Genomic DNA, 22023 nt, shown 5'->3' on the forward strand with positions numbered 1-22023 from the left:
GGGCCGGCACCGTGAGAGGCGGCTCCGCCACGGTCGCCGCCGCCGCCAGGGCGGCGGGCGGCTCTTCGGGCAGCACCCGCGTGGTCGCGGGGATCACCACCCGAGCCGCCGCCGCGGTGGATGCCGCACGCAGCTCGTCGCGGATCGAGGTCAGGGCGGCGGTGGCGGCTGCCATGGTGGGCCGGCGCTTCGGATCGGCGTCGAGCATGTCGGCCAGCAGCGGCGCGAGGGGCCCCGCGTGCTTCGGTGCCGGATACCCGCCGCGGGCGACCCGGTGCAACAGCGCGATGGCGTTCTTGTCCGACCCGAACGGCGGCGCGCCCTCGAGCATCGCGTACAGCGTGGCGCCGAGGGAGAACACGTCCGAAGCGAAACTGGTCGCCAGGCCCCGGGCGACCTCGGGGGCCAGATACGCGGGTGTCCCGTGGATCATGCCGGTCGCGGTGATCGTCGTGTCGCCCAAGGCGTGCGAGATGCCGAAGTCGCTGATCAGCGCCGACGCGTCCTCGGTGATCAGGATGTTGCCCGGCTTGACGTCCCGGTGCACGATCTTGAGCTTGTGCGCAGCGGCGAGCGCCGAGCCGACCTCCGCACCGATCCGCGCGGTCTCGGCCGGGCTGAGCGTGCCGTGTTCGGCGAGCAGGACCGACAGCGGCGTGGATTCGATCAGCTGCATCACGATGCACGGCTGCCCGTCCTGCTCGACCACGTCGAACACGGTCACCGCGTGCGGGTGATGAAGACCCGCGGTGATGCGCGCCTCGCGCAGAGCGCGGTCCGTCGCGCGCTGGCGCTCCTCGTCGGTCAGCTCGGGCTGCGTTCTGAGCATCTTCAGGGCCACCGGCCGCTGCAGTCTCTCGTCCCAGGCATGCCAGACGACGCCCATGCCGCCCGCGCCGAGCATCTTGACCAGTCGGTAGCGGCCTGAGACGAGTGTCGAGGGAGTGCTCATTGAACCCGCTCCTAGAGAGTTCGAAAAACGCTACGCCGCCGCGCGCGCCGCCTCAGGGGCTTGCGCGATCGCGGTCGGTGTGAAAGGAGCGGCTGTCAGAGCGCGGGGCGCTGCATCCGATTCGACAGGGCCGAGCCCGCCAGCACGCCGAGGGCGATCGCGACCATCGTCGAGAGCGTGGCGACGAGGGATGCCGCGGCCGTGGAGTCGCCGCCGAGAACATCCGCGACCCCCAGCAGGCCCAGGGCTCCGGGCACGAGCAGCCAGAAGGCCGGAGTGAAGCTCACCAGGGCGGCAGGGCCGGACGGCTGGCGTGCCACCAGCGCCGTGACCGGGGTGACCACCAGGGCGCCGACGAATGCCGAGAGCACGCCGCCGACGGCCAGGTCGCCGAGAACCTGCGCCGAATAGGCGACGTAGAGCACGAGCAGGATCCACGGCAGCGATCGGCGCGGTGCGCACCGGTGCACCGAGATCGCGACGCCGTAGACGGCGACGGCGATCCAGGGCGCTATGGGACCGAGCAGCTCCGGATTCTCGCTGAAGTCGAAGTCGGGGACGCCCACCAGGGCGCCGGCGGTCACGATGCCCGCCCCCAGGAGCACGAGCTGCATCGCCCCTGCCGCCAGGCGCCCCGCGCCGGAGATCATCTGGCCGGTCGACAGCTCGAGGACGGCGGTGGTCAGCAGCGCTCCGGGCAGCAGCACCACCAGCGGCGCGAGGAGCGCGGCGAGGATGCCGGAGCCGAAGCCGCCCCGCAGGAGGAGGAAGACGACCAGTGCGACGCAGAAGGCGATCCCCACCGTGATGAGCGCGCTGTATCGTCGCGGCACCCGCTCGCTGACCAGCAGCGCCGCGCCGGTGATCACGCCGAGCCCGGCCGCGAGCGACACGCCTGTCCACGATGCGCCGAGCAGCACCGAGAGCGCGCCGCTGAGGAAGGCGTAGCCGATCACGCGGGCGACCGGCCCGTGATTGGGCACCATCGCACGGATCCGGTCGATCCTCTCCACCGTCGAGACCGGATCGAGCAGGCCGGTGCGCGCCGCGTCCACCGTCCGCTGCACCTCGTCGATCTGGGAGAAGAGCAACTGTCCGCTGCCGCTGGCCACCGCGCCCGTCCGATGCTGACCCTGACCGCGTGCCGAGACCAGGAGGGCATTGGGGAAGACCAGCACCTCGCTCTCGGGCAGTCCATTCACCCGGGCGATGTCGCCGAGGACATCCTGGACCGTCTCCACCGAATACCCGGCCTGGATCATGGCACTGCCGACAGCCTCCGCCGCGGCCAGGGCAGCGGCGGCGTCCGGCTTGTCGCTCTCGGCGACCGGCAGGGCCCCGGTGATCAGCGCGGACCGCGCGCTCTCGGAGATGTCGCGCACGGCGCGCCCGCGCATGCTGAGGAGGATGACCGCCGCTGCGAGGAGCGCGGCGATCGCGGCAAACGTCGGGATCACGAGGTTGTCCATGTCTGCTGGAGGAACGTCTGATCCTCCCACGCGCGGCGTTGCGCTGTGAGCGGAAGCGGGTCGCACGGGAATGAGAGCCGCCCGGCACGACTTGTCGCTCTCATGCGAGCCGAGGACAATGCTCACTGATGGCTGAACTGACGATCATCCAGCGCTCTCCCGACCCCGAGCAGTCCGCTGCGCAGTCGCGCAGCCGCCGCTCGATCGCGGAGAAGATCCGCGCGCTCGGGCAGAACCGCATCGGAGCGCTGATCCTGCTGCTGGCCACGATGGCGGCCATCATCTGGGCGAATGTCTCCATCGGCTCGTATGAGACGTTCTGGGACACCCACCTCACGGTCGGCGTGGGCGATCTGCAGTTGGATTTCACGCTGCATGCCCTGGTGAACGACGCCCTGATGTCGATCTTCTTCTTCACCGTCGGACTCGAGGTTCGCCGTGAGTTCGCGATCGGGGAGCTCACCAGCTGGTCGCGTGCCCTCGTGCCGGTCGTGGCCGCGGTAGCCGGGCTGGTGATCCCGGCGCTGCTGTTCGTCATGATCGCCGCGGGGTCGGGGCACGAAGGCGCGTGGGGAGTGGTGATCTCGACCGACACGGCGTTCCTCGTCGGCGCCCTCGCTCTGATCGGGCCGCGCATACCGGGACGACTCCGGGTGTTCCTCCTGGCGCTCGCGGTTGTCGACGACATCGGCGCGCTCAGCATCATCGCCCTGGTCTACACCGAGAACTTCACGCCGATGCCGCTCCTGATCGCGGCGGCGGGCCTGGTCGGCGTCTACTTCACCCGCTACCTGCGCGGTGGACGCGGGCCCGTGTATGCGACCCTCGCCGTCATCGTGTGGCTGGCCTTCCTCGCCTCGGGCGTGCACCCGACCCTGGCCGGGGTCGCGATCGCGCTGCTCGTGCCGGTCTACCGGCCGGATCGCCGCGACGTCGAGCACGCCCTGGACCTCGCCCGCACCTTCCGTCAATCGCCGAACACCGAATACGCCCGCGCCGCGGCCAACAGCCTGCGCGAGTCGATCTCGATCAACGAGCGGCTGCAGTCGGCCTACGCTCCGTACGTCGCCTACGTGATCCTGCCCCTGTTCGCCCTCGCGAACGCCGGCGTGGTGATCAACCCCGAGATCCTGGCCGGGGCGATGACCTCGGCGCTGACCTGGGGCATCATCGTCGGCCTCGTCGCCGGCAAGTTCATCGGGGTCTTCGGATCCGCGGCGGTGCTGAAGGTCCTCCGCGTCGGCGAGTTCGGCCCCGGCCTCACCCTCGATCGCATCGCGGGAGGAGCAGCCCTGTGCGGCATCGGCTTCACGATCTCGCTGTTCATCGTCGATCTCGCCATCGACGACCCTGACGCCCAGAACCAGGCGCGAGTGGGCGTCCTGGCGGCATCCGTCATCGCGTTCCTCATCTCGACGCTCGTCTTCCGCATCTCCGACGCCGTCCGGCCCGACGACGACGCGGGCCAGACGCTCGCGCGTCCGGTCGATGACAGGCGGGACCACGTGTTCGGCAGCCCCGACGCGCCGTACACGATCGTGGAGTACGGCGACTTCCAGTGCGGCTTCTGCCTGAAGGCCTCCGGGTCGATCCAGGAGGTCAAGAACGAACTCGGCGACGACCTGCGCTACGTGTGGCGGCATGCGCCGCTCACGGCGTACCACCCCAACGCCCTGGCCGGAGCCGAAGCTGCGGAGGCGGCCTCCCTGCAGGGCAAGTTCTTCGAATTCGAGCGCGGCCTGTTCGCCGACCAGGAGAATCAGCGTCCGTCCGACATCATCCGCCTCGCCCGCGACCTGGACCTGGACGTCGAGCGGTTCGAGCGCGACCTCACCTCGCCCGAGGTCACCGGGCGGGTCCGCGACGACATGTTGGATGCCGAGGCCATGGGCATCACCTCGGTGCCGACGCTCTTCATCAACGGGCGCCGGCACACCGGCCCGTACGATGCGCAGTCACTCATCCGCGCGCTCGCGCGACCCGAACAGGGCAGCGCAACCGCGTCGATGCCCACTCTCTGACACGCCGACTCCCCCGGAGGAACCCCCACGATGGGCAGCGAACAGGACCCTGTACAGCGGCCGGAGCTCACCGACGCCCAGTGGGAGCGACTGTGCACCTTCGGCACCGAGCACGAGGTGACCGCGGGTGAGTACGTCTTCCGCTCCGGCGATCGCGACTACGACCTGATCCTGGTCGAATCGGGCGAGGTGCAGATCGTCCGCGACTCGCTCTGGTGGATCGAGGAGGCCGTGATCGCCACGATGGGTCCGCGTTCCTTCGTGGGTGAGCTCGGCCTGCTCAACGGCCAGGGCGCGTTCCTCTCCGCGCGCGTGACCGGTCCGGGGAGGGTGCTGCGCGTGTCGCGGGCGCAGCTGCGCAAGCTCATGACCGAGGACGACGAGCTGTGCGACATCATCCTGCACGCGCTCTGGGCGCGCCGGGAGTCCCTGCGCAAGGGCCCGGCCGCCTTGACGCTCAAGCTGGTCGGCACGAGCTCCTCGGCCGACTTCCTGGCCCTGCGCCGCTTCGCCGAGCGGCTGGACCTCGTGCACGCAGCCGTGGAGTTGCCGGCCGGCGAGCTGGGGTCGCTGCGCGGGCACGACCTCACCGTCGAGGACCTTCCGGTCGCGTTCATCCAGGGGGAGCCGATGCTGCGCGCGACCCCGGGCATGGTGGCCGAACGACTGGGGCTGAGCTATCAGGCCAACGGCGACGAGATCGTCGACCTCGTGGTCGTCGGGGGCGGCCCGGCCGGACTGGCGGCGGCGATCTACGGCGCGTCCGAGGGGCTGAGCACCGTGCTGCTGGATGCGGTCGCGCCGGGCGGTCAGGCGGCGGCGACCTCCCGCATCGAGAACTTCCTCGGCTTCCCGTTCGGCGTCAGCGGCGGCGACCTGATCGGTCAGGCATCCCTTCAGGCCCTCAAGTTCGGTGTGCGGGTGTACGCCCCGTGCGAAGCCGTGAAGCTCGAGCCCGCCGGGGACCTGCTGGATGTGACGCTCACCGATGGGCGCATCATCCGCGCCCGCACGGCGATCGTCACCGCCGGAGCGGCGTACCGCCGGCTGGAGCTGGACCGCTGGAGCGACTTCGAGCGCGCGGGCATCTACTACGCGGCCACGCAGCTCGAGCTGCGGCAGGTGATGAACGCGCCCGTCGTCGTGGTCGGCGGAGCCAATTCGGCCGGCCAGGCGTCGCTCTACCTCGCCGCGAACGGGTGCCCCGTGCGCCTGGTCGTGCGCGGCGGCGACCTCGGCGCGCGGATGTCGTCCTATCTCGTCGACCGGCTGCTGGAGGAGCCCCGGGTGGAGGTGCACACGGGATCCCGCGTCGTGGGTCTGGACGGCGGCGACGCGCTCGAGCAGGTCCGCATCGACACCGTCGGCACGGTCGACGCCCGGGGGCTGTTCTGCTTCATCGGCGCGGATCCGGCCACCACGTGGCTGCCGGCGCTGGACCGCGACGTCGACGGGTTCCTGCGCACAGGCACCGACATCGCCGCGCAGTCGCTCGCGCAGTGGCAGCGCCTCGGGCGCGAGCCGCTGCCGTTCGAGACATCGCTCCCCCGCGTGTTCGCGGCGGGCGACGTGCGTCGCGGATCGATGAAGCGGGTCGCGGCGGCCGTCGGCGAGGGGTCCAGCGCCGTCGCGTCCGTGCATCGCGCACTCGCGGGCTGACGGCATCCGGTCGCCTCGAACCCCTGGGTTCCACGCGAACCCATGGGCTCGAGGGGCACCGGAAGGATGGGTTCGCGCGAGACGCATGGGTTCGGCGGGGAGCCGGCGCATGTTTCGGTGCGTAACGGGCGATGCGGGGGGCGCAGATGCTGGCCCATAGTCTCCGTGCATGACAGAAAGCGGCAGCCTGGGTTTCGCCACGCGCCAGATCCACGCCGGCGCAGAGCTGGATGACTCCCATCGTCCCCGGGCAACGCCGATCTACCTGACCGCCGGGTTCGTCTTCGACGACTTCGAGCAGGCGAGCGAACGCTTCGTGCAGTCCGACGACGGGTACAGCTACACGCGGGTCGGCAACCCGACCAACACGGCGGTCGAACGGCGGATCGCCGACCTCGAAGGCGGCATCGGCGCACTGCTGGTCGGCAGCGGTCAGGCGGCCGTCTCGACCGCCGTCCTCGCGCTGGGGGGGGCAGGCGATCACCTCGTCTCGGCGAACAGCATCTACGAGGGCTCCCGCGAGCTGTTCCGGGACAACCTCGGACGCCTGGGGATCACGACCTCGTTCGTGACCGACGCGAACGATCCCGCGGCGTGGGAGGCGGCGATCCGACCCGAGACCCGCGCCCTGTTCGCGGAGTCGATCCCGAATCCCAAGAACGACGTGCTCGACATCCGCGCCGTCGCGGCTGTCGCCCATCGCCACGGCATCCCGATCATCATCGACAACACCCTCGCGACGCCGTATCTTCTGCGGCCGATCGAGCACGGGGCCGATGTCGTCGTGCACTCGGCCAGCAAATTCCTCGCCGGTCACGGAACGGTGCTCGGCGGGGTGATCGTGGATGCCGGACGCATCGACTGGTCGGGCGCCGGCGCCCGATACCCCCACCTGGCGCGCACCGCCGGCGCGGATGGGCGCACCTTCGCCGAACGCTCGGGCCGCGCCGCGTTCCTGGACTATGCACGGTCGGTGATCGCCCTGCGTCAAGGCCCGTCGCCGTCTCCCTTCAACGCGTTCTTCATCCTGCAGGGCATCGAGACGCTGTCGCTGCGGGTGCAGCGGCACTGCGAATCGGCGCTGCGCATCGCCGAGTGGCTCGAGGCGCACCCCGCCGTGGAGAGCGTGGATTACAGCGGACTGGCCTCCAGCCCTCACCACGACCTCGCCGGCCGATACCTGCCGCGGGGGCAGGGCTCGGTCTTCGCCTTCACGCTTCACGGTGGCAGGGACGCCGCACGGACGTTCATGAACGCGGTGCAGCTGTTCACCCGGATGACGCACTTGGGGGATGTCCGCTCCCTCGTGCTGCACCCGGCGTCCACGACGCACGTGAACCGGTCGGAGCAGGAGCGGACGGCGGCGGGCATCGGCCAGGGACTGCTGCGCGTATCGATCGGCCTCGAAGACGCCGATGATCTGATCGCAGACCTCGACCGCGCCCTCGCAGCGGTGCAGGCGGCCGAACTGCTCGAGCGGGCGGGCATCGCATGAGCCGGCCGCAGCATTTCGGGTGGTTCCTCTCGCGCGGCTTCGGTCCGCACGGCTGGGCGCGCCCGTACTGGGAGTGGAACTACGACTGGCGCAGGCCCGGCCTGTACCAGGAGGGCGCCCGCGCCCTCGAGCAGGCGGGATTCGACTTCGTCCTGATCGAGGACGCGCTCTCGGTGGGAATCAGTCCCGAGACGCTGGATCTGCGCGTGCGCAAGGCGTACGGCGGGCCGAAACACGATCCGTGGACGCTGGCACCCTACCTGTTCGCCGCGACCGAGCACCTGGGCGTGATCCCGACCGCCAACCCCGCGGGGTGGCACCCCTACACCGCCGCACGTCAGTTCGCCTCGCTGCAGCACCTGTCCGCCGGGCGGGTGGGACTGAACGTCGTGACCGACGTCGGGTCCGCGCACCACTTCGGCCAGGATCGGCTGCCGCACGACCGCGCGTACGACCGTGCCCAGGAATGGCTCGACGCCCTGCGGCTGCTCTGGCGCAGCTGGGACGACGGAGCGCTCATCGCCGACCCCGACTCGCAGGTCTACGCAGATGGCTCGAAGATCCGCGCGGTGGAGCACCGCGGCCAGTACTGGTCGTTCGACGGACCGCTCAACGCGGAGCCTCTGCCCTCCGAGCCGGTCATCGCCTCGCCCGGGGGCTCGCCCCGCGGCATCCGCTTCGCCGGAGAGAATTCGCAGATCCAGCTCGCGCTGTCCAATCTCGACGTCGAGTCGGTGCGCGCCTACCGCGAGCGCGTCCGCGCGGATGCGGTGGCCCACGGGCGCGATCCCGCGTCGATCAAGACCATGTTCGTGTTCAAGCCGATCGTGGCGGCGTCCGCGGAGGAGGCGGATCGGATGGTGGCGGCATCCGCCGACCCTGACGACGGGGCTCTTGTCGCGGTCGCCGAGCAGTGGTCGAGCGACCTCGAAACCGACCTGACCGTACTCGACCTGGATCGACCGCTGGACCCGGCGATCTTCGGCGAGCACGTCTCACAGGGGACGATCAAGGGACTGCGCGGCCGATTCGACTCGTTCGCCGACGTGCCCTTCCGCCAGATCCTCGCCGGCAAAGCGCGGCTCGGCCGCATCGGCGACGGCATCAGCGGCACGGTCGGCACGGCTGAAGAGCTCGCGGATCTCATCCAGGCGCTCGGCGACGACGCGGACAACGACGGACTGATCTTCTCGGGCGACCTGCATCCGGTCACGCTGCATCGGGCCCTGGACGAGCTGGTTCCGATCCTGCGACGCCGCGGCATCCTGCGCAGCGACTTCGTTCCCGGCGGTCTGCAGGCGAATCTCTCCGCATTCTGACCCCGGAAGCCGCGGATGTTACAGCGCCGCGGCCCTGGAGGGAAGAGCACCGACCGCAAGCTGACCAGGCAATAGCCTGATCGGCGTCTCACAAGGTGCGCTGCCCCCCTGTCGGCGCCCACAACCCGAAGGAGAAATCATGCTCTGGACAATCATCGGTCTCATCATCATCGGCCTCATCGCCGGTCTCATCGCCCGCGCGGTCATCCCCGGCAAGCAGAGCATGGGGATCCTGCTGACGATCGTGCTCGGAATCGTCGGCTCGTTCGTCGGCGGCTTCCTCGGCTTCCTGATCTTCGGAAGCGACCCCAACGGCGGCTTCCTGCAGCCGGCCGGCATCATCGGCTCGATCATCGGCGCCATCATCGTGCTGGGCATCTACGTGCTGGTCACGCGCCGCGGCGCCACGCGCACGCGCTGACCGTCCGGGCATGCCGCGGCGATGCCGAACGCGGCATAATCGCGGCATGCCCCGCCACACCATCCACGCCCCCGCCGCTCCGCGTGCGGTCGGTCCCTACTCCCATGCCGCTTCCGGAGCCCACGGCTCTCCGCTCTACCTTTCCGGCCAGACGCCGATCGATCCCGAAACCGGTCGGCTCGTCGAGGGAGACGTGACGGCTCAGACCGAGCGGGTGCTCGCGAACCTCGCGCTCGTGCTGTCCTCCTGCGGTCGCGATCTGGCCGACGTGGTCAAGGTCAACGTGTACCTCACCTCGATGCAGGACTTCGCCGCGATGAACGAGGTCTACGCCGAGGTGTTCCAGCCGCCGTACCCCGCTCGCACCACCGTTGCCGTGGCCGGCCTGCCGCTCGGCGCTCGCGTCGAGATCGAGGTCGTCGCCTCCTAGCGCCCGGTGCGCGAGGGCACCGCCTAAAAGGCCGAGCCGGTCCGCCAGGACATCTTCTGCAGCAAGAAGCTGTTGCCGTCGGGGTCGGCGAAGTCGGCGTACCGCACACCGCCGCCGACGTGGACGATCTCGGACACCTCGATCCCGCGCGCGATCAGCTCCTCACGCGCGGCCTCGATGTCCTCGACGACGAGGTGGATGCCGCGGGCAGAACCGGGCGGCGCCTTTTCGAGCATCGGCACTCCATGACTGAGCGAAAGGGAGCACGACGAGCCCTCGGGCGTGAGCTGGACGAATCGGACGCCGTCCGCCGGCGCGACGTCGACGTCGACGTCGAGGGTGAATCCCACCTGCTCGGTGTAGAAGCGCAGCGACCGCTCGATGTCGGCGACAGGGAGGGGGACGAGCTCGAGTTTCATTCTCATCGGGTGCCCTTGACTCGGGTGAACGGATGTGTACTCTGTGAACATAGCATGTGGACGACGTTCACATGCTGATTCCCGCACGGCAGGATCCCGGCGAAAGGTTCACGATGGATTCGACGACGACAGCTGCGCTTCCCCCCGTCACCGACGCTCATCACTGGCGCCGGCAGCTGGATGAGCTGCGCATCCGCGAGAAGGCCGCGACGCGCGAACTGGACGCCATCGCCGCGCAGCGGCGCCGCCTGCCGATGGTGGAGATGCCCGACTACGTGCTGCAGAGCGCGGACGGCCCGGTGGCACTCGCCGACCTCTTCCAAGGACGCAGGCAGCTGATCACGTATCACCACATGTGGTGGCCGGGAAAGGACTGGCAGTGCCCCGGGTGCACGGGCTTCACCTCGCAGTTCACCCGGCTGGATTTCCTCGACCCCTACGACGCCCGTTTCGTGATCGTCACGCAGGGAGAGATCGGCGAGGCGCTGGCCTACCGCGAGAAGGTCGGCAACCGGATGGACTGGTACTCGACGCACGACAGTCCGTTCGGCGCCGACGTCGACGCTCCTCCCGGGGGCGGCTTCGCCGTCAACGTGTTCCTGCGCGACGGCGACAAGGTCTACCGGACGTGGCACACGAACGGCCGCGGCACCGAGCAGCTCACGCACACCTTCCCGCTCATCGACCTGCTGCCCTACGGGCGCCAGGAGGAGTGGCAGGACTCCCCGGCAGGCTGGCCGCAGAATCCGACCTACGAGGGCTGGGGCGGCTCCGAGGACATCGCCCGGCTGTACGGCCCCGGCCACGAGGAGTGAACCCGCGGACGTGAGGGACCCGCAGGCCCTTTGCGCCGCGCCGGGCGCGGACTAGTTTGGAGCCGTGTCCGCTCCCGCGACCGACGCCCGCACCGCCCACGTCCTCGGCGTGGAGCGGCTTGTCGAGAGCTATCGGGCGATCGGACCGGGCGAGACCGTCCGGCTGGCCAAACGGACCTCGAACCTGTTCCGCGGCCGAGCGGCACCGCTCACCCGCGGCCTGGACACGTCGGGTCTGACGGGAGTCCTCTCGGTGGACGCCGAGCATCGCACGGCGGATGTGGCCGGCATGTGCACGTACGAGGACCTGGTCGCGGTCACCCTCCCCTACGGTCTCGCGCCGCTCGTCGTGCCGCAGCTGAAGACGATCACCCTCGGCGGCGCGGTCACCGGGCTGGGCATCGAATCCAGCTCGTTCCGCGCCGGGCTGCCGCACGAGTCGGTGCTCGAGATGGACATCCTCACCGGTGCCGGTGAGCTGGTCACGGCCTCGCCGGAGGAGAACGCCGACCTGTTCCGCGCGTTCCCCAATTCCTACGGGACGCTGGGGTACGCCGTCCGCCTGCGCATCGAACTCGAGCCCGTGCAGCCGTTCGTCGCGCTCACGCATCTGCGCTTCCACGACCTGCACGCCCTCGTGGCGAAGATGGACGACATCGTGGCCACCGGACGTCACGACGGCGTCGCGGTCGACTACCTCGACGGCGTGGTCTTCGGCGCCGACGAGAGCTACCTGTGCCTGGGCACGAAGACGGCCGAGCCGGGCCCGGTGAGCGACTACACGGGCCGGCAGATCTACTACCGCTCGATCGTCCACGAGACGGGCGTCACCACAGACCGGCTGACCATCGCCGACTACCTGTGGCGCTGGGACACCGACTGGTTCTGGTGTTCCGCGGCGTTCGGGGCGCAACATCCTCTCGTCCGTCGCGTCTGGCCCCGCCGGCACCTGCGCAGCGACTCCTACGCCAAGCTCATGCGGCTCGAGCGGCGCTTCGACATCGGCGACCGCCTCGAGAAGCTCCGCGGTCGCCCGCCGCGGGAGCGCGTGATCCAGGACGTCGAGATCCCCATCGAGCGCACGGTGGAGTTCCTGGACTGGTTCCTGGCGCACGTCCCGATCGAGCCGATCTGGCTCTGCCCGTTGCGTCTGCGGGACGACCGCGGCTGGCCGCTGTACCCGATCGCGCCGCACCGTACCTACGTGAACGTCGGCTTCTGGTCGACCGTGCCCATCGGCCCGACCGAAGGGTCGACGAACCGCCTGATCGAGCGCCGGGTGAGCGAGCTGGACGGACACAAGTCGCTCTACTCCGACGCGTTCTACTCCCGCGCCGAGTTCGACGAGCTGTACGGCGGCGAGACGTACCGAGCGATCAAGGGACGCTACGACCCGGACTCCCGGATGCTCGATCTGTACGCGAAGGCGGTGCAACGGCGATGACGACGTTCGAGGACGAGAGATCGGATGCCGCCGACCCGGCTCAACCGCACACACCGGATGCCGGTCGCCCGGCACCCGACGAGGCGAAGCTGACCCTCGCGGAGGTTCTCGAGATCTTCGCCGGCAGCCGGCTTCCCCTGCGCATCACGGCCTACGACGGGAGCACAGCGGGGCCGGTGGACGCACCGTTCGGTCTCGATCTGAAGACGCCGCGAGGAACGACGTACCTCGCCACGGGGATGGGGGACCTCGGACTCGCGCGGGCCTACGTCGCCGGCGACCTGGACATCCACGGCGTTCATCCCGGTGATCCCTACGAGCTGCTCAAGGCGCTGGCCGAGAGCCTCGAGTTCCATCGCCCGCCCGTGAAGCAGATGGCGCGGATCGTCCGCTCGATCGGGATCGAGCACCTGCGGCCGATCGCCCCACCACCCCAGGAGGTGCCGCCGCGATGGCGGCGCATCGCCGGGGGACTGCGTCACAGCAAGTCCCGCGACGCCGAGGCGATCCATCACCACTACGACGTCTCGAACACCTTCTACGAGTGGGTGCTCGGACCGTCCATGACCTATACGTGCGCGTGCTACCCGCATGGCGAGGCCAGCCTCGAGGAGGCCCAGGAGAACAAGTACCGCCTGATCTTCGAGAAGCTGCGGCTGCAGCCGGGTGACCGCCTGCTCGATGTCGGGTGCGGCTGGGGCGGAATGGTGCGCTATGCGGCACGACGCGGGGTTCGGGCCATCGGCGTGACCCTCTCGCGCGAGCAGACCGACTGGGCCCGGCAGGCGATCCAGGACGAAGGACTGGGCGATCTCGCCGAGGTGCGCTTCAGCGACTACCGTGACGTCGCCGAGGGGAGCTTCGACGCGGTGTCATCCATCGGCCTGCTCGAGCACATCGGCGTGCGAAACTACGCGTCGTACTTCCGTTTCCTGCAGTCCCGCCTCCGGCCCGGAGGGATGCTGCTCAATCACTGCATCACGCGCTCGGACAACCGCACCGAACCATCGGCGCGCGGTTTCATCGACCGCTACGTCTTCCCCGACGGGGAGCTGACCGGCTCGGGGCGGATCATCACCGAAGCGCAGGACGCGGGCCTGGAAGTGCTGCACGAAGAGAATCTGCGGCCGCACTACGCCCTGACGCTGCGCGATTGGTGCGCGAACCTGGTGGAGCACTGGGACGACGCCGTGGCCGAAGTCGGCCTGCCTGCCGCAAAGGTCTGGGGACTGTACATGGCCGGATCACGGCTGGCCTTCGAGACCGGCGGCATCCAGCTGCATCACGTGCTGGCTGTGAAACCCCATGAGGACGGCCGCCACGATCTGCCGCTGCGACCGTGGTGGGCTGCCTGAGTCGTCGAACGCCGATGTCGTGACCGCGTAGGCGGCGTTTCTCCCTCTGTCAATCCCCGGATTCCCGGCGGTGGCCGCGCGCAGAATGGCGGCACAGCCGGTTGGGGCCGGCCACCACAGGATCGAGCGCGCCCCGCGCGTGAAGCGGAGACCCGACAGCATGCCCACCCCTTACCTTTTCGATGGCCGCCCCCTCCCGACGCCGACCCGGGACCGCGGGCCGTCCGCCCCATTCGACGACGCCCTGCGACCGACGGCCGCCGAACTGGCGGAGGCCGTAGACCGCTACAGCCGCGACGCACGGCGTCTGCGCGTGTGGGGCTCGTGGTTCATCGGGATGTTCACACTCTGGGCGACACTGACGGGAATCCTCCTGCTGCGGATGTTCGGCCTGATCTGACGGCGCTCAGGCCGCGCCGGCGCGATGCGCCTCGGCGACAGCCTCTCGGATGCCGTCCCGGTGCGGCGTTCCGTGGCCGGGAAGCGTCAGTCGCGCATCGGTGGCGGCGAGCCGGCCGAGGCTCACCACGTTCGCTGAGACGTCGGCCGTCGCGGCCCGAGCGACCATGCGCGGGCCGCGGTTCCCGGTGTACGGGTCGAGCGTCACGAGTGCGTCGCCGCTGAAGAGGATGCCCGCATCCGGGAGGAAGTACGCGCAATGGCCGTCCGTGTGCCCGGGCGAGAAGACCGGCACCGGACGCCCGGGCACATCCAGCGCGGCACCGGGTATCACCTCGCGTGCGTCGACCCCGCGCACCGACAGCGCACCGGCGGCGGTCATGCGGGCCAAGAGCGGCACCGCGCGGGGGTACCGCAGCGGGTAGCGCCAGCGGGCGGATTCCCGACGGTAGCGATAGGGATGCCGGGCGAGCTCACGGTCGGCGGCGTGGACGCGTGAAGCCACCCCATGCCGGTCCTCCAGACGTCGCGAGAGGCCGACATGATCGAAGTGTCCGTGCGTGAGGAGGACGGCCGAGAGGTGCTCGGGTCTCGCACCCAGCCGCCCGAGGGCCGACCTCAGCGTGCGCCACATCCCCGGAAGACCCGCGTCGATCAGGGTCAGTCCGTCGCCGGAATCGAGCAGGTAGCAGTTCACGCCGGCCCGATGGATGCGCAGCACCCCGGCCGCCACCTCGGTCACACTCTCGCGTTCGTCCGCGCCCATGCCGTGCCTCGCCTTCGCTGGTCACCCGAGCGTGCCCACGGGTCGGCATCCGTCCGAGGGGGTTGCGCGAGGCCACGTGGGATGCAAGGCATGCAACGGCCCTCGCGCTTATGCCACGCCGCTTCTCCCGGCGCAACCCCCTCTGCACAGCGCGGCGACGACGGTGACACTCGCTTCTCACTTCGTCCGCCCTCGAGGAGGCGCACATGCGAGCAATGACCTACCGCGGCCCCTACAAGCTTCGGGTCGAGGACAAGCCCGATCCGCGCATCGAGCACCCCAATGACGCGATCGTGCGCGTGGAGCTGGCCGCGATCTGCGGGTCGGACCTGCACCTGTACCACGGCATGCTCCCGGACACCCGGATCGGCCATACCTTCGGACACGAGTTCATCGGCACCGTGGAGCAGGTGGGCTCGTCGGTGCAGAGCCTCTCGGTGGGCGACCGCGTGATGGTGCCGTTCCACATCTCGTGCGGCAGCTGCTACTTCTGCGCACGCGGACTGTTCACGAACTGCCACAACGTCAATCCGAACGCCACCGCGGTCGGCGGGATCTTCGGCTACTCCCACACCGCCGGCGGCTACGACGGAGGCCAGGCGGAGCGCGTGCGGGTGCCGTTCGCCGACGTCGGCCCGTCGGTCATCCCCGCCGACATCCACCCCGAGGACGCGCTGCTGCTGACCGACGCCTTCTCGACCGGCTACTTCGGGGCGCAGCTGGCAGACATCTCCTCGGGAGACACGGCCGTCGTCTTCGGCGCCGGCCCGGTCGGACTGGCCGCAGCGCGGTCGTGCTGGCTCATGGGCGCGGGGCGGGTGATCGTCGTCGACCACCTCGATTACCGCCTCCGCAAAGCGGAAGACTTCGCGATCGCCGAGACGATCAACTTCGCGCACGTCCCGGACATCGTCCGCGACCTCAAGAAGGCGACCGACGGACTCGGGGCCGACGTCGTGATCGATGCGGTGGGAGCGGAGGCCGACGGCCATGTGCTGCAGCACGTCACCTCCGCCAAGCTCAAGCTTCAGGGCGGCTCGCCGGTCGCGCTCAACTGGGCGATCGACTCCGTGCGCAAGGGCGGGACGGTGTCGGTCATGGGCGCCTACGGACCGCTCTTCAGCGCCGTGAAGTTCGGTGATGCGATGAACAAGGGTCTGACCATCCGCACGAACCAGGCGCCGGCGAAACGGCAGTGGCCGCGGCTGTTCGAGCACATCCGGGCGGGATACATCTCCCCGAAGGACCTGATCACCCACCGCTTCCCCCTCGAGGACATCCCCGAGGCGTACCACGTCTTCTCGTCGAAGCTCGACGACATCATCAAGCCCGTGATCACGGTCGCCGCGTGAGCGCACGACCGGAGCGCACAGCCACCAGGCCCTGGGTGCTCGCCGGGCTGGTGGCCGTGCAGTGCGTGCGAGTCGCCACGGCGCTCGTGATGCGCGCCCGCGCGCGGTGAGCCGGGAGATCGCAGGGCCATGAGCACACGGGAAGCGCCCTCCACCCCCGCCCCGCCCGGCCGACCGACCACTCTGCCGCCGCGGCAGGCGGCGCTGCTGCATCGCACCAGGGTCGATCAGAAAGGCAACATCATCGTCCGGTGGATCACCTCCACCGACCACAAGACGATCGGCTACCTGTACCTCATCTCGTCGGTGATGTTCTTCATGCTCGGCGGGGTGATGGCCCTCATCATCCGCGCAGAGCTGTTCGAACCGGGAATGCAGATCGTCCCGACCAAAGAGCAGTACAACCAGCTGTTCACGATGCACGGCACGATCATGCTGCTGATGTTCGCGACGCCCCTTTTCGCGGGGTTCGCGAACGTCATCATGCCGCTGCAGATCGGTGCGCCGGACGTGGCCTTCCCGCGTCTGAACGCCTTCGCGTTCTGGCTGTTCCTGTTCGGCTCGACGATCGCCGTCGCCGGATTCCTCACCCCTCAGGGAGCGGCAGCCTTCGGATGGACGGCGTACCAGCCCCTGGCGAACGCCACGTTCACACCGGGGGTCGGCGGAAATCTGTGGATGCTGGGGCTCGGGATGAGCGGCTTCGGCACGATCCTCGGAGCGGTCAACTTCATCACCACGATCATCACCCTGCGTGCCCCCGGCATGACGATGTGGCGGATGCCGATCTTCACGTGGAACACGCTGGTGACCAGCATCCTCGTCCTCCTCGCGTTCCCGGTGCTGGCCGCCGCGATCCTGGCTGCGGCCGCGGACCGCGTTCTCGGCGCCCACATCTACGACCCGCAGAACGGCGGCGTGCTGCTGTGGCAGCACCTGTTCTGGTTCTTCGGGCACCCCGAGGTCTACATCATCGCGCTGCCGTTCTTCGGGATCATCACGGAGATCTTCCCGGTCTTCAGCCGCAAGCCGATCTTCGGCTACCGCACGCTCGTGTACGCGACGATCGCGATCGCGGCGCTCTCGGTCGCCGTGTGGGCTCACCACATGTACGCGACCGGCGCCGTGCTGCTGCCGTTCTTCGCACTCACCACGATGCTGATCGCGGTGCCGACGGGGGTGAAGATCTTCAACTGGATCGGCACGATGTGGCGCGGGTCCATCACGTTCGAGTCGCCGATCGTGTTCGCGATCGGCTTCCTGGTGACCTTCGTGTTCGGCGGCCTGACCGGCGTGATCCTCGCATCGCCGCCGCTGGATTTCCAGCTCCACGACACGTACTTCGTCGTGGCGCACTTCCATTACGTCGTGTTCGGCACCGTCGTGTTCGCGATGTTCGCCGGCTTCTACTTCTGGTGGCCCAAGTTCACCGGCAAGATGCTCGACGAGCGCCTCGCGATGATCCACTTCTGGATGCTGTTCGTCGGCTTCCACATGACCTTCCTCATCCAGCACTGGCTGGGGGTGCAGGGCATGCCGCGACGCTACGCGGATTACGCCGACGAAGATCGGTTCACCTGGATGAATCAGCTCTCGACCGCCGGCGCCATGATCCTCGGCGCCTCGATGATCCCGTTCCTGTTCAACGTGTGGATCACGGCGCGCAAGGCGCCGCGGATCACCGTGAACGACCCGTGGGGATACGGGGCGTCGCTGGAGTGGGCGACCTCCTGCCCCCCGCCGCGGCACAACTTCACCTCGATTCCGCGCATCCGCAGCGAGCGGCCCGCGTTCGATCTCAACCACCCCGAGGCCGGCATCCCGGTCGGCGTCGGCCCGGCGAAGGACGCCCCTGACACGGCGATCGTCGACGCCGACAGGACCGACGCCCCCCTGTCCCCTCGAGAAAAGGAGAAATAGATGTTCTTTCACCGGCAGGAACTGCAGTTCAGCTCCACGCCAGACAAGCCGGATGCCGTCTTCGCCAGGCGCATGCAGGAGGTGCTCGGCGGCCAGTACGGCGAGATCACGGTGGCGATGCAGTACGGGTTCCAGGCATGGAACAGCCACATTCCCGGCAAGTACCGCGACCTGCTCTTCGGTATCGGCGCGGAGGAATTCGGCCACGTCGAGATGCTGGCCGTGATGATCGCGCAGCTGCTGGAGAAGGCGCCGGTCGAGCAGTCCGAGGCCGCCGCGGCATCCGACCCGGTTCTGGGGGCGGTGATGGGCGGAATGGACGTGCAGCACGCGATCGTCGCGGGTGCCGGAGCGCGTCCGGTCGACAGCAACGGCAATCCCTGGCAGGGCTCGTACATCACGGCCAGCGGAAACCTCCTCGCCGATTTCACGGCGAACGCCAACGCCGAGATGCAGGGGCGGCTGCAGGTCGCGCGCATCTACAACATGACCGATGACAAGGGCGTGCGCGAGCTGCTCTCGTTCCTGCTCGCGCGCGACACGATGCACCAGAACCAGTGGCTGCGCGCCGCGCAGGAGCTGCGTGACGAGGGAGTGGAGGACCTGCCGGTGCCCGGAAACTTCCCGCTTTCCCAGGAGGCCCGCGAGCACGCCTACAAGTACATCAACTTCTCCGACGGGGCCGCCGCCGCAGACGGCGCGTGGGCGTCGGGCCCGACCCCGGACGGGAAGGGGGAGTTCACCTACCTCGACGGTCCGGACACTTTCGCGCCGATGCCGCCGCCGACCACCCCCGACCCGCGCCTGTTCGGCACAGACGCGAAGCCCAACCTGATCGACAAAGCCGAGGGCGTCGTCCGCGACAAGCTCTCGTAAGCCCGGGACGCCGTGACCGGCGCGCCCCGCACCCCCTCGAAGCCGCCAGGCTTCCTCACCGAAGGAGAAGGAAATGAACGACACCACCCGCTCCGCCGTGCGGCACAGGTACGCCGAGACGGCCATCCAGAAGACCGCACTGGCCTTCGGCATCGTGTTCGCCCTGGTCGGCATCGCCGGCTTCATCCCGGGGCTGACCACGAACGTGGACACCATGCAGTTCGCCGGGCACGAGTCCGAGGCCCTGCTGCTCGGCATCTTCCAGGTGTCGATCCTGCACAACATCGTCCACCTGCTGTTCGGGGTGGCGGGGCTCGCGGCCGCCGCCACGGCCCGCGCCTCGCGGCTCTACCTGCTGGTGGGCGGCGTGATCTATCTCGTGCTCTGGCTGTACGGCCTGTTCGTCGCGGGCTCCGACATGGGCGGCAACTTCGTGCCGCTCAACAGCGCCGACAACTGGCTGCACCTCGTGCTGGGGATCGCGATGGTCCTGCTCGGCTTCCTCGTCGGGCGCGACCGCGCGACGACCACCGGCCGCGCCGGGCGCGTCTGAGGGTTCGCCACGCAACGATGTCACGCTCCCGCCTCCGCGGCGGAGCGTGACGTCGTTCGGCGTGGCGCGGCTCCTAGGGCTGCGCCGCGTCCGAATCCGGTGCTTCGGGCTGTTCCAGGCTCGAGCCGGACTCGGCCCGGGCGGCATCCTCACGCACCTCGTCGCTCACGGCGTCGGTGGGTGGGGCGTCATCGGCCCGGGCGTCGTCGGAGTGGCGCTCGTGCGGGGTGGGGTCGCTCATGTTCGGTTTCCTTCCGTTGTCCGCATCCTGGCGCCGGCGGATGCCGGGCGGTAGGCGCTTGACAGCCGCAGCCGCGCTACCGGTGCAACGGCTTCGGCGTCCATTCGCCGGGCGTCGTGAACGGCGCATCCAGCACGTCCAGCCCGTCGTCGGCGACGGTCGCCACGCACATCAGCAGGGAGTACGAGGGGACCCCCTCGTAGGTCTGCCTGCGGATGATCGCCGCCGGGTCATCGCCCGGCAGATCGGCGCTGCGCTCGATGATCGGCATCCACTCACGCCACCAGGCGCCGTCGTGCGCGCCCGACGATGCCGCCTCGCGGAACTCGGGCAGCCATCGCACGATCCGCGCGGTGGCCGGGTCGTCGACGTCGTCGTGGGCCACCATGTGCGTCCCGGGCGAGAGGTCGACGGTGCGGCGCTGCAGGCCGTCCCACGACACCACTCGCGCAGTGTGGGCGGTGACCTCGACGAGGTTGAAGCCGCGCGTCGGCGGGTGCGGCCCGGGCGAGCGCCCGGCCGCCGACTCGAGCGCGACGCCGCCTCGGGTGCGCACCGCATCATCCGGACGATCCGAAAGGTCGTGCCGGTTGAGCAGCACCGCGAGCCGGCGAGCCTCCGGTGCGGCTGCGAGCCAGGCGCCGCCCGCGCGCGCGTCGCGGATGCCGATCACGCCCGGGTAGGCCTCCGGCCACCATGCGCCGAGGCGATCCCACGCGCGGCCGGGATCCTCGTCGCGGACGGCGAGCAGCCGCACCGGAGCCGTGCGGTCTTCGGGAACCGTGATGATCACCGTGCACACGGGGACGTCCTCTCCGGGGGGATGCCGCCGGAGCGGGCGCTCGCGCGGCGTGCGAGAATCGGCGCGTGTACGTCATCGTCGGAGTGACGGGCGGGATCGCCGCCTACAAGACCGTGCAGCTCGTGCGGCTGCTCGTCCTCGACGGTCATGAGGTGCACGTCGTCCCGACCGACGACGCGGTGCGGTTCGTCGGCATCCCGACGTGGGAGGCCATCAGCCGTCATCCGGTCACCACCTCTGTCCACGACGATGTGGCGAGAGTCCGGCACGTGGCGCTCGGGCAGGCCGCCGATCTGGTGATCGTCGCTCCCGCCACGGCGAACTTCCTCGCGAAGATGGCCGCCGGACTGGCCGACGACCTGCTCGGAACGAGCCTACTGGCCACCACCGCACCGGTCGTCGTGGCGCCGGCGATGCACACCGAGATGTGGCGGCACCCCGCGACGCGGCACAACGTCGAGGTGCTGCGCAGCCGCGGCGTGCAGATCATCGGCCCCGAGGACGGGCCCCTGACCGGAGGCGACGTCGGCCCGGGCCGCATGAGCGAGCCCGAGCGGATCCACGCGTTCGCGACCACCCTGCTGTCCCCGCGCGAGGACCTCGCCGGGTTGCGAGTGCTCGTCACCGCGGGCGGCACGCGCGAGCCCATCGACCCGGTGCGCTATATCGGCAATCGCTCGAGCGGGCGGCAGGGGGTCGCCGTGGCGCTCGCGGCCGCCGAGCGGGGCGCGCATGTCGTGCTCGTCGCTGCGCATGCCGACGCGGAGGTGCTCTTCCAGGCGCGGGCCCACTCGCGCATCGAGGTCGCATCCGCACCCACCGCGGCCGATCTGGCCGCTGAGGTGCGTGCGCGCACCGCCGCTGCCGACGTGATCGTGATGGCTGCCGCCGTCGCCGACTACCGGGTGGCCGCGGCCTCCGACCGCAAACTCGCCAAAGAGGAGACCGGCGGCGAGGTCACGCTGCGGCTGGTCGAGACCGAGGACATCCTGGCCGCTCTCGTCCGCGACCGGCGACCCGGTCAGACGATCGTCGGGTTCGCCGCCGAGACCGAGACGGATGCCGCGGCCCTGCTCGAGCGCGCCCGCCGCAAGCGCCGCCGGAAGGGCGTCGACCTGCTCGCCGTCAACGAGGTCGGGTGGGAGAAGGGCTTCGAGAGCCCGCAGAACACGCTGATGCTGATCGACGCCGCCGACGAGGTCGTCGCCACCGTCTCCGGCAGCAAGCGGGACGTCGCGGACGCGCTCTGGGATGCGGTGCTCGCCCTGCGCTGACGCGCGGGTCGCGGCATCCATTCGCGTCGGCTATCGTGGAC

The 22023-nt window shown here is 69.7% G+C and carries 21 protein-coding genes; 15 read left to right on the forward strand and 6 right to left on the reverse strand.

What is annotated here, in order from left to right:
* The coding region (locus RWQ91_RS12815; RefSeq protein ID WP_314506626.1) for a serine/threonine-protein kinase at window positions 1-952 on the reverse strand (952 nt) is incomplete at its 3' end.
* Between the two features lie 95 nt (window positions 953-1047).
* The gene (locus tag RWQ91_RS12820) at window positions 1048-2421 is read right to left on the reverse strand and encodes a threonine/serine exporter family protein (protein ID WP_314506629.1); all 1374 of its coding nucleotides are present in this window, start codon (window positions 2419-2421) and stop codon (window positions 1048-1050) included.
* Window positions 2422-2549: 128 nt separating this feature from the next.
* On the opposite strand from RWQ91_RS12820, the gene nhaA reads away from it, so the two are divergent.
* The 6 genes from nhaA (at window position 2550) to RWQ91_RS12850 (ending at window position 9766) form a co-directional block, all read left to right on the forward strand.
* On the forward strand, window positions 2550-4442 hold the full coding sequence (nhaA, locus tag RWQ91_RS12825) for a Na+/H+ antiporter NhaA (protein WP_314506632.1): 1893 nt from the start codon (window positions 2550-2552) through the stop codon (window positions 4440-4442).
* 30 nt (window positions 4443-4472) lie between these two features.
* Complete coding sequence (locus RWQ91_RS12830) at window positions 4473-6101, forward strand: FAD-dependent oxidoreductase (protein ID WP_314506635.1); 1629 nt, start codon at window positions 4473-4475, stop codon at window positions 6099-6101.
* A gap of 169 nt (window positions 6102-6270) precedes the next feature.
* The gene (locus tag RWQ91_RS12835) at window positions 6271-7596 is read left to right on the forward strand and encodes an aminotransferase class I/II-fold pyridoxal phosphate-dependent enzyme (protein WP_314506638.1); all 1326 of its coding nucleotides are present in this window, start codon (window positions 6271-6273) and stop codon (window positions 7594-7596) included.
* Window positions 7593-8915 carry an LLM class flavin-dependent oxidoreductase gene (locus tag RWQ91_RS12840; protein WP_314506639.1) on the forward strand — a complete coding sequence of 441 codons (1323 nt, stop codon included), beginning with the start codon at window positions 7593-7595 and terminating at the stop codon, window positions 8913-8915. Before RWQ91_RS12835 ends, RWQ91_RS12840 begins: the two co-directional genes overlap by 4 nt.
* A 139-nt stretch (window positions 8916-9054) precedes the next feature.
* Window positions 9055-9336, forward strand: a complete 282-nt coding sequence (locus RWQ91_RS12845; RefSeq protein ID WP_314506642.1) for a GlsB/YeaQ/YmgE family stress response membrane protein — start codon at window positions 9055-9057, stop codon at window positions 9334-9336.
* 46 nt (window positions 9337-9382) lie between these two features.
* The gene (locus tag RWQ91_RS12850) at window positions 9383-9766 is read left to right on the forward strand and encodes a Rid family detoxifying hydrolase (protein ID WP_314506644.1); all 384 of its coding nucleotides are present in this window, start codon (window positions 9383-9385) and stop codon (window positions 9764-9766) included.
* A 23-nt stretch (window positions 9767-9789) separates the two neighbouring features.
* Here the strand turns inward: RWQ91_RS12850 and RWQ91_RS12855 are convergent, their stop codons facing one another.
* Entirely contained in the window at window positions 9790-10191 is a 402-nt protein-coding gene (locus tag RWQ91_RS12855) for a VOC family protein (RefSeq protein WP_314506646.1), read from the reverse strand.
* Between the two features lie 107 nt (window positions 10192-10298).
* Between RWQ91_RS12855 and RWQ91_RS12860 the strand changes: the two genes are divergently transcribed.
* The 4 genes from RWQ91_RS12860 to RWQ91_RS12875 all read left to right on the forward strand — a co-directional run bounded on the left by RWQ91_RS12860 (window position 10299) and on the right by RWQ91_RS12875 (window position 14199).
* Entirely contained in the window at window positions 10299-11000 is a 702-nt protein-coding gene (locus RWQ91_RS12860; RefSeq protein ID WP_314506648.1) for a DUF899 family protein, read from the forward strand.
* Between the two features lie 64 nt (window positions 11001-11064).
* On the forward strand, window positions 11065-12444 hold the full coding sequence (locus RWQ91_RS12865; RefSeq protein ID WP_314506650.1) for an FAD-binding oxidoreductase: 1380 nt from the start codon (window positions 11065-11067) through the stop codon (window positions 12442-12444).
* On the forward strand, window positions 12441-13799 hold the full coding sequence (locus tag RWQ91_RS12870) for a class I SAM-dependent methyltransferase (RefSeq protein WP_314506653.1): 1359 nt from the start codon (window positions 12441-12443) through the stop codon (window positions 13797-13799). Before RWQ91_RS12865 ends, RWQ91_RS12870 begins: the two co-directional genes overlap by 4 nt.
* Before the next feature lie 160 nt (window positions 13800-13959).
* Window positions 13960-14199: a hypothetical protein gene (locus RWQ91_RS12875; protein WP_314506655.1), complete on the forward strand. Its 240-nt coding sequence runs from the start codon at window positions 13960-13962 to the stop codon at window positions 14197-14199.
* Between the two features lie 6 nt (window positions 14200-14205).
* Here RWQ91_RS12875 and RWQ91_RS12880 read toward each other — a convergent pair whose 3' ends face one another.
* A complete protein-coding gene (locus RWQ91_RS12880) occupies window positions 14206-14964 on the reverse strand; it encodes an MBL fold metallo-hydrolase (RefSeq protein ID WP_314506658.1) in 759 nt (252 codons plus the stop codon).
* 206 nt (window positions 14965-15170) lie between these two features.
* Here RWQ91_RS12880 and RWQ91_RS12885 point away from each other — a divergent pair, with 206 nt between their 5' ends.
* The 4 genes from RWQ91_RS12885 (at window position 15171) to RWQ91_RS12900 (ending at window position 19665) form a co-directional block, all read left to right on the forward strand.
* The gene (locus RWQ91_RS12885; protein ID WP_314506660.1) at window positions 15171-16316 is read left to right on the forward strand and encodes a zinc-dependent alcohol dehydrogenase; all 1146 of its coding nucleotides are present in this window, start codon (window positions 15171-15173) and stop codon (window positions 16314-16316) included.
* 129 nt (window positions 16317-16445) lie between these two features.
* A complete protein-coding gene (ctaD, locus tag RWQ91_RS12890; RefSeq protein WP_314506663.1) occupies window positions 16446-18236 on the forward strand; it encodes a cytochrome c oxidase subunit I in 1791 nt (596 codons plus the stop codon).
* A complete protein-coding gene (locus tag RWQ91_RS12895; protein WP_314506666.1) occupies window positions 18237-19112 on the forward strand; it encodes a manganese catalase family protein in 876 nt (291 codons plus the stop codon).
* A 73-nt stretch (window positions 19113-19185) separates the two neighbouring features.
* Window positions 19186-19665 carry a DUF4383 domain-containing protein gene (locus tag RWQ91_RS12900; RefSeq protein ID WP_314506669.1) on the forward strand — a complete coding sequence of 160 codons (480 nt, stop codon included), beginning with the start codon at window positions 19186-19188 and terminating at the stop codon, window positions 19663-19665.
* A 73-nt stretch (window positions 19666-19738) separates the two neighbouring features.
* On the opposite strand, the gene RWQ91_RS12905 is transcribed toward RWQ91_RS12900, so the two are convergent.
* Window positions 19739-19906, reverse strand: coding sequence for a hypothetical protein (locus RWQ91_RS12905; RefSeq protein WP_314506671.1), 168 nt, complete (start codon window positions 19904-19906; stop codon window positions 19739-19741).
* A 76-nt stretch (window positions 19907-19982) separates the two neighbouring features.
* Window positions 19983-20708, reverse strand: coding sequence for an NRDE family protein (locus RWQ91_RS12910; protein WP_314506674.1), 726 nt, complete (start codon window positions 20706-20708; stop codon window positions 19983-19985).
* A gap of 65 nt (window positions 20709-20773) precedes the next feature.
* Between RWQ91_RS12910 and coaBC the strand changes: the two genes are divergently transcribed.
* Window positions 20774-21982: a bifunctional phosphopantothenoylcysteine decarboxylase/phosphopantothenate--cysteine ligase CoaBC gene (gene coaBC, locus RWQ91_RS12915; protein WP_314506677.1), complete on the forward strand. Its 1209-nt coding sequence runs from the start codon at window positions 20774-20776 to the stop codon at window positions 21980-21982.
* The last annotated feature ends 41 nt before the right edge of the window (window positions 21983-22023 follow it).

This window comes from uncultured Microbacterium sp. (assembly GCF_963524805.1).
Taxonomy (GTDB): domain Bacteria; phylum Actinomycetota; class Actinomycetes; order Actinomycetales; family Microbacteriaceae; genus Microbacterium.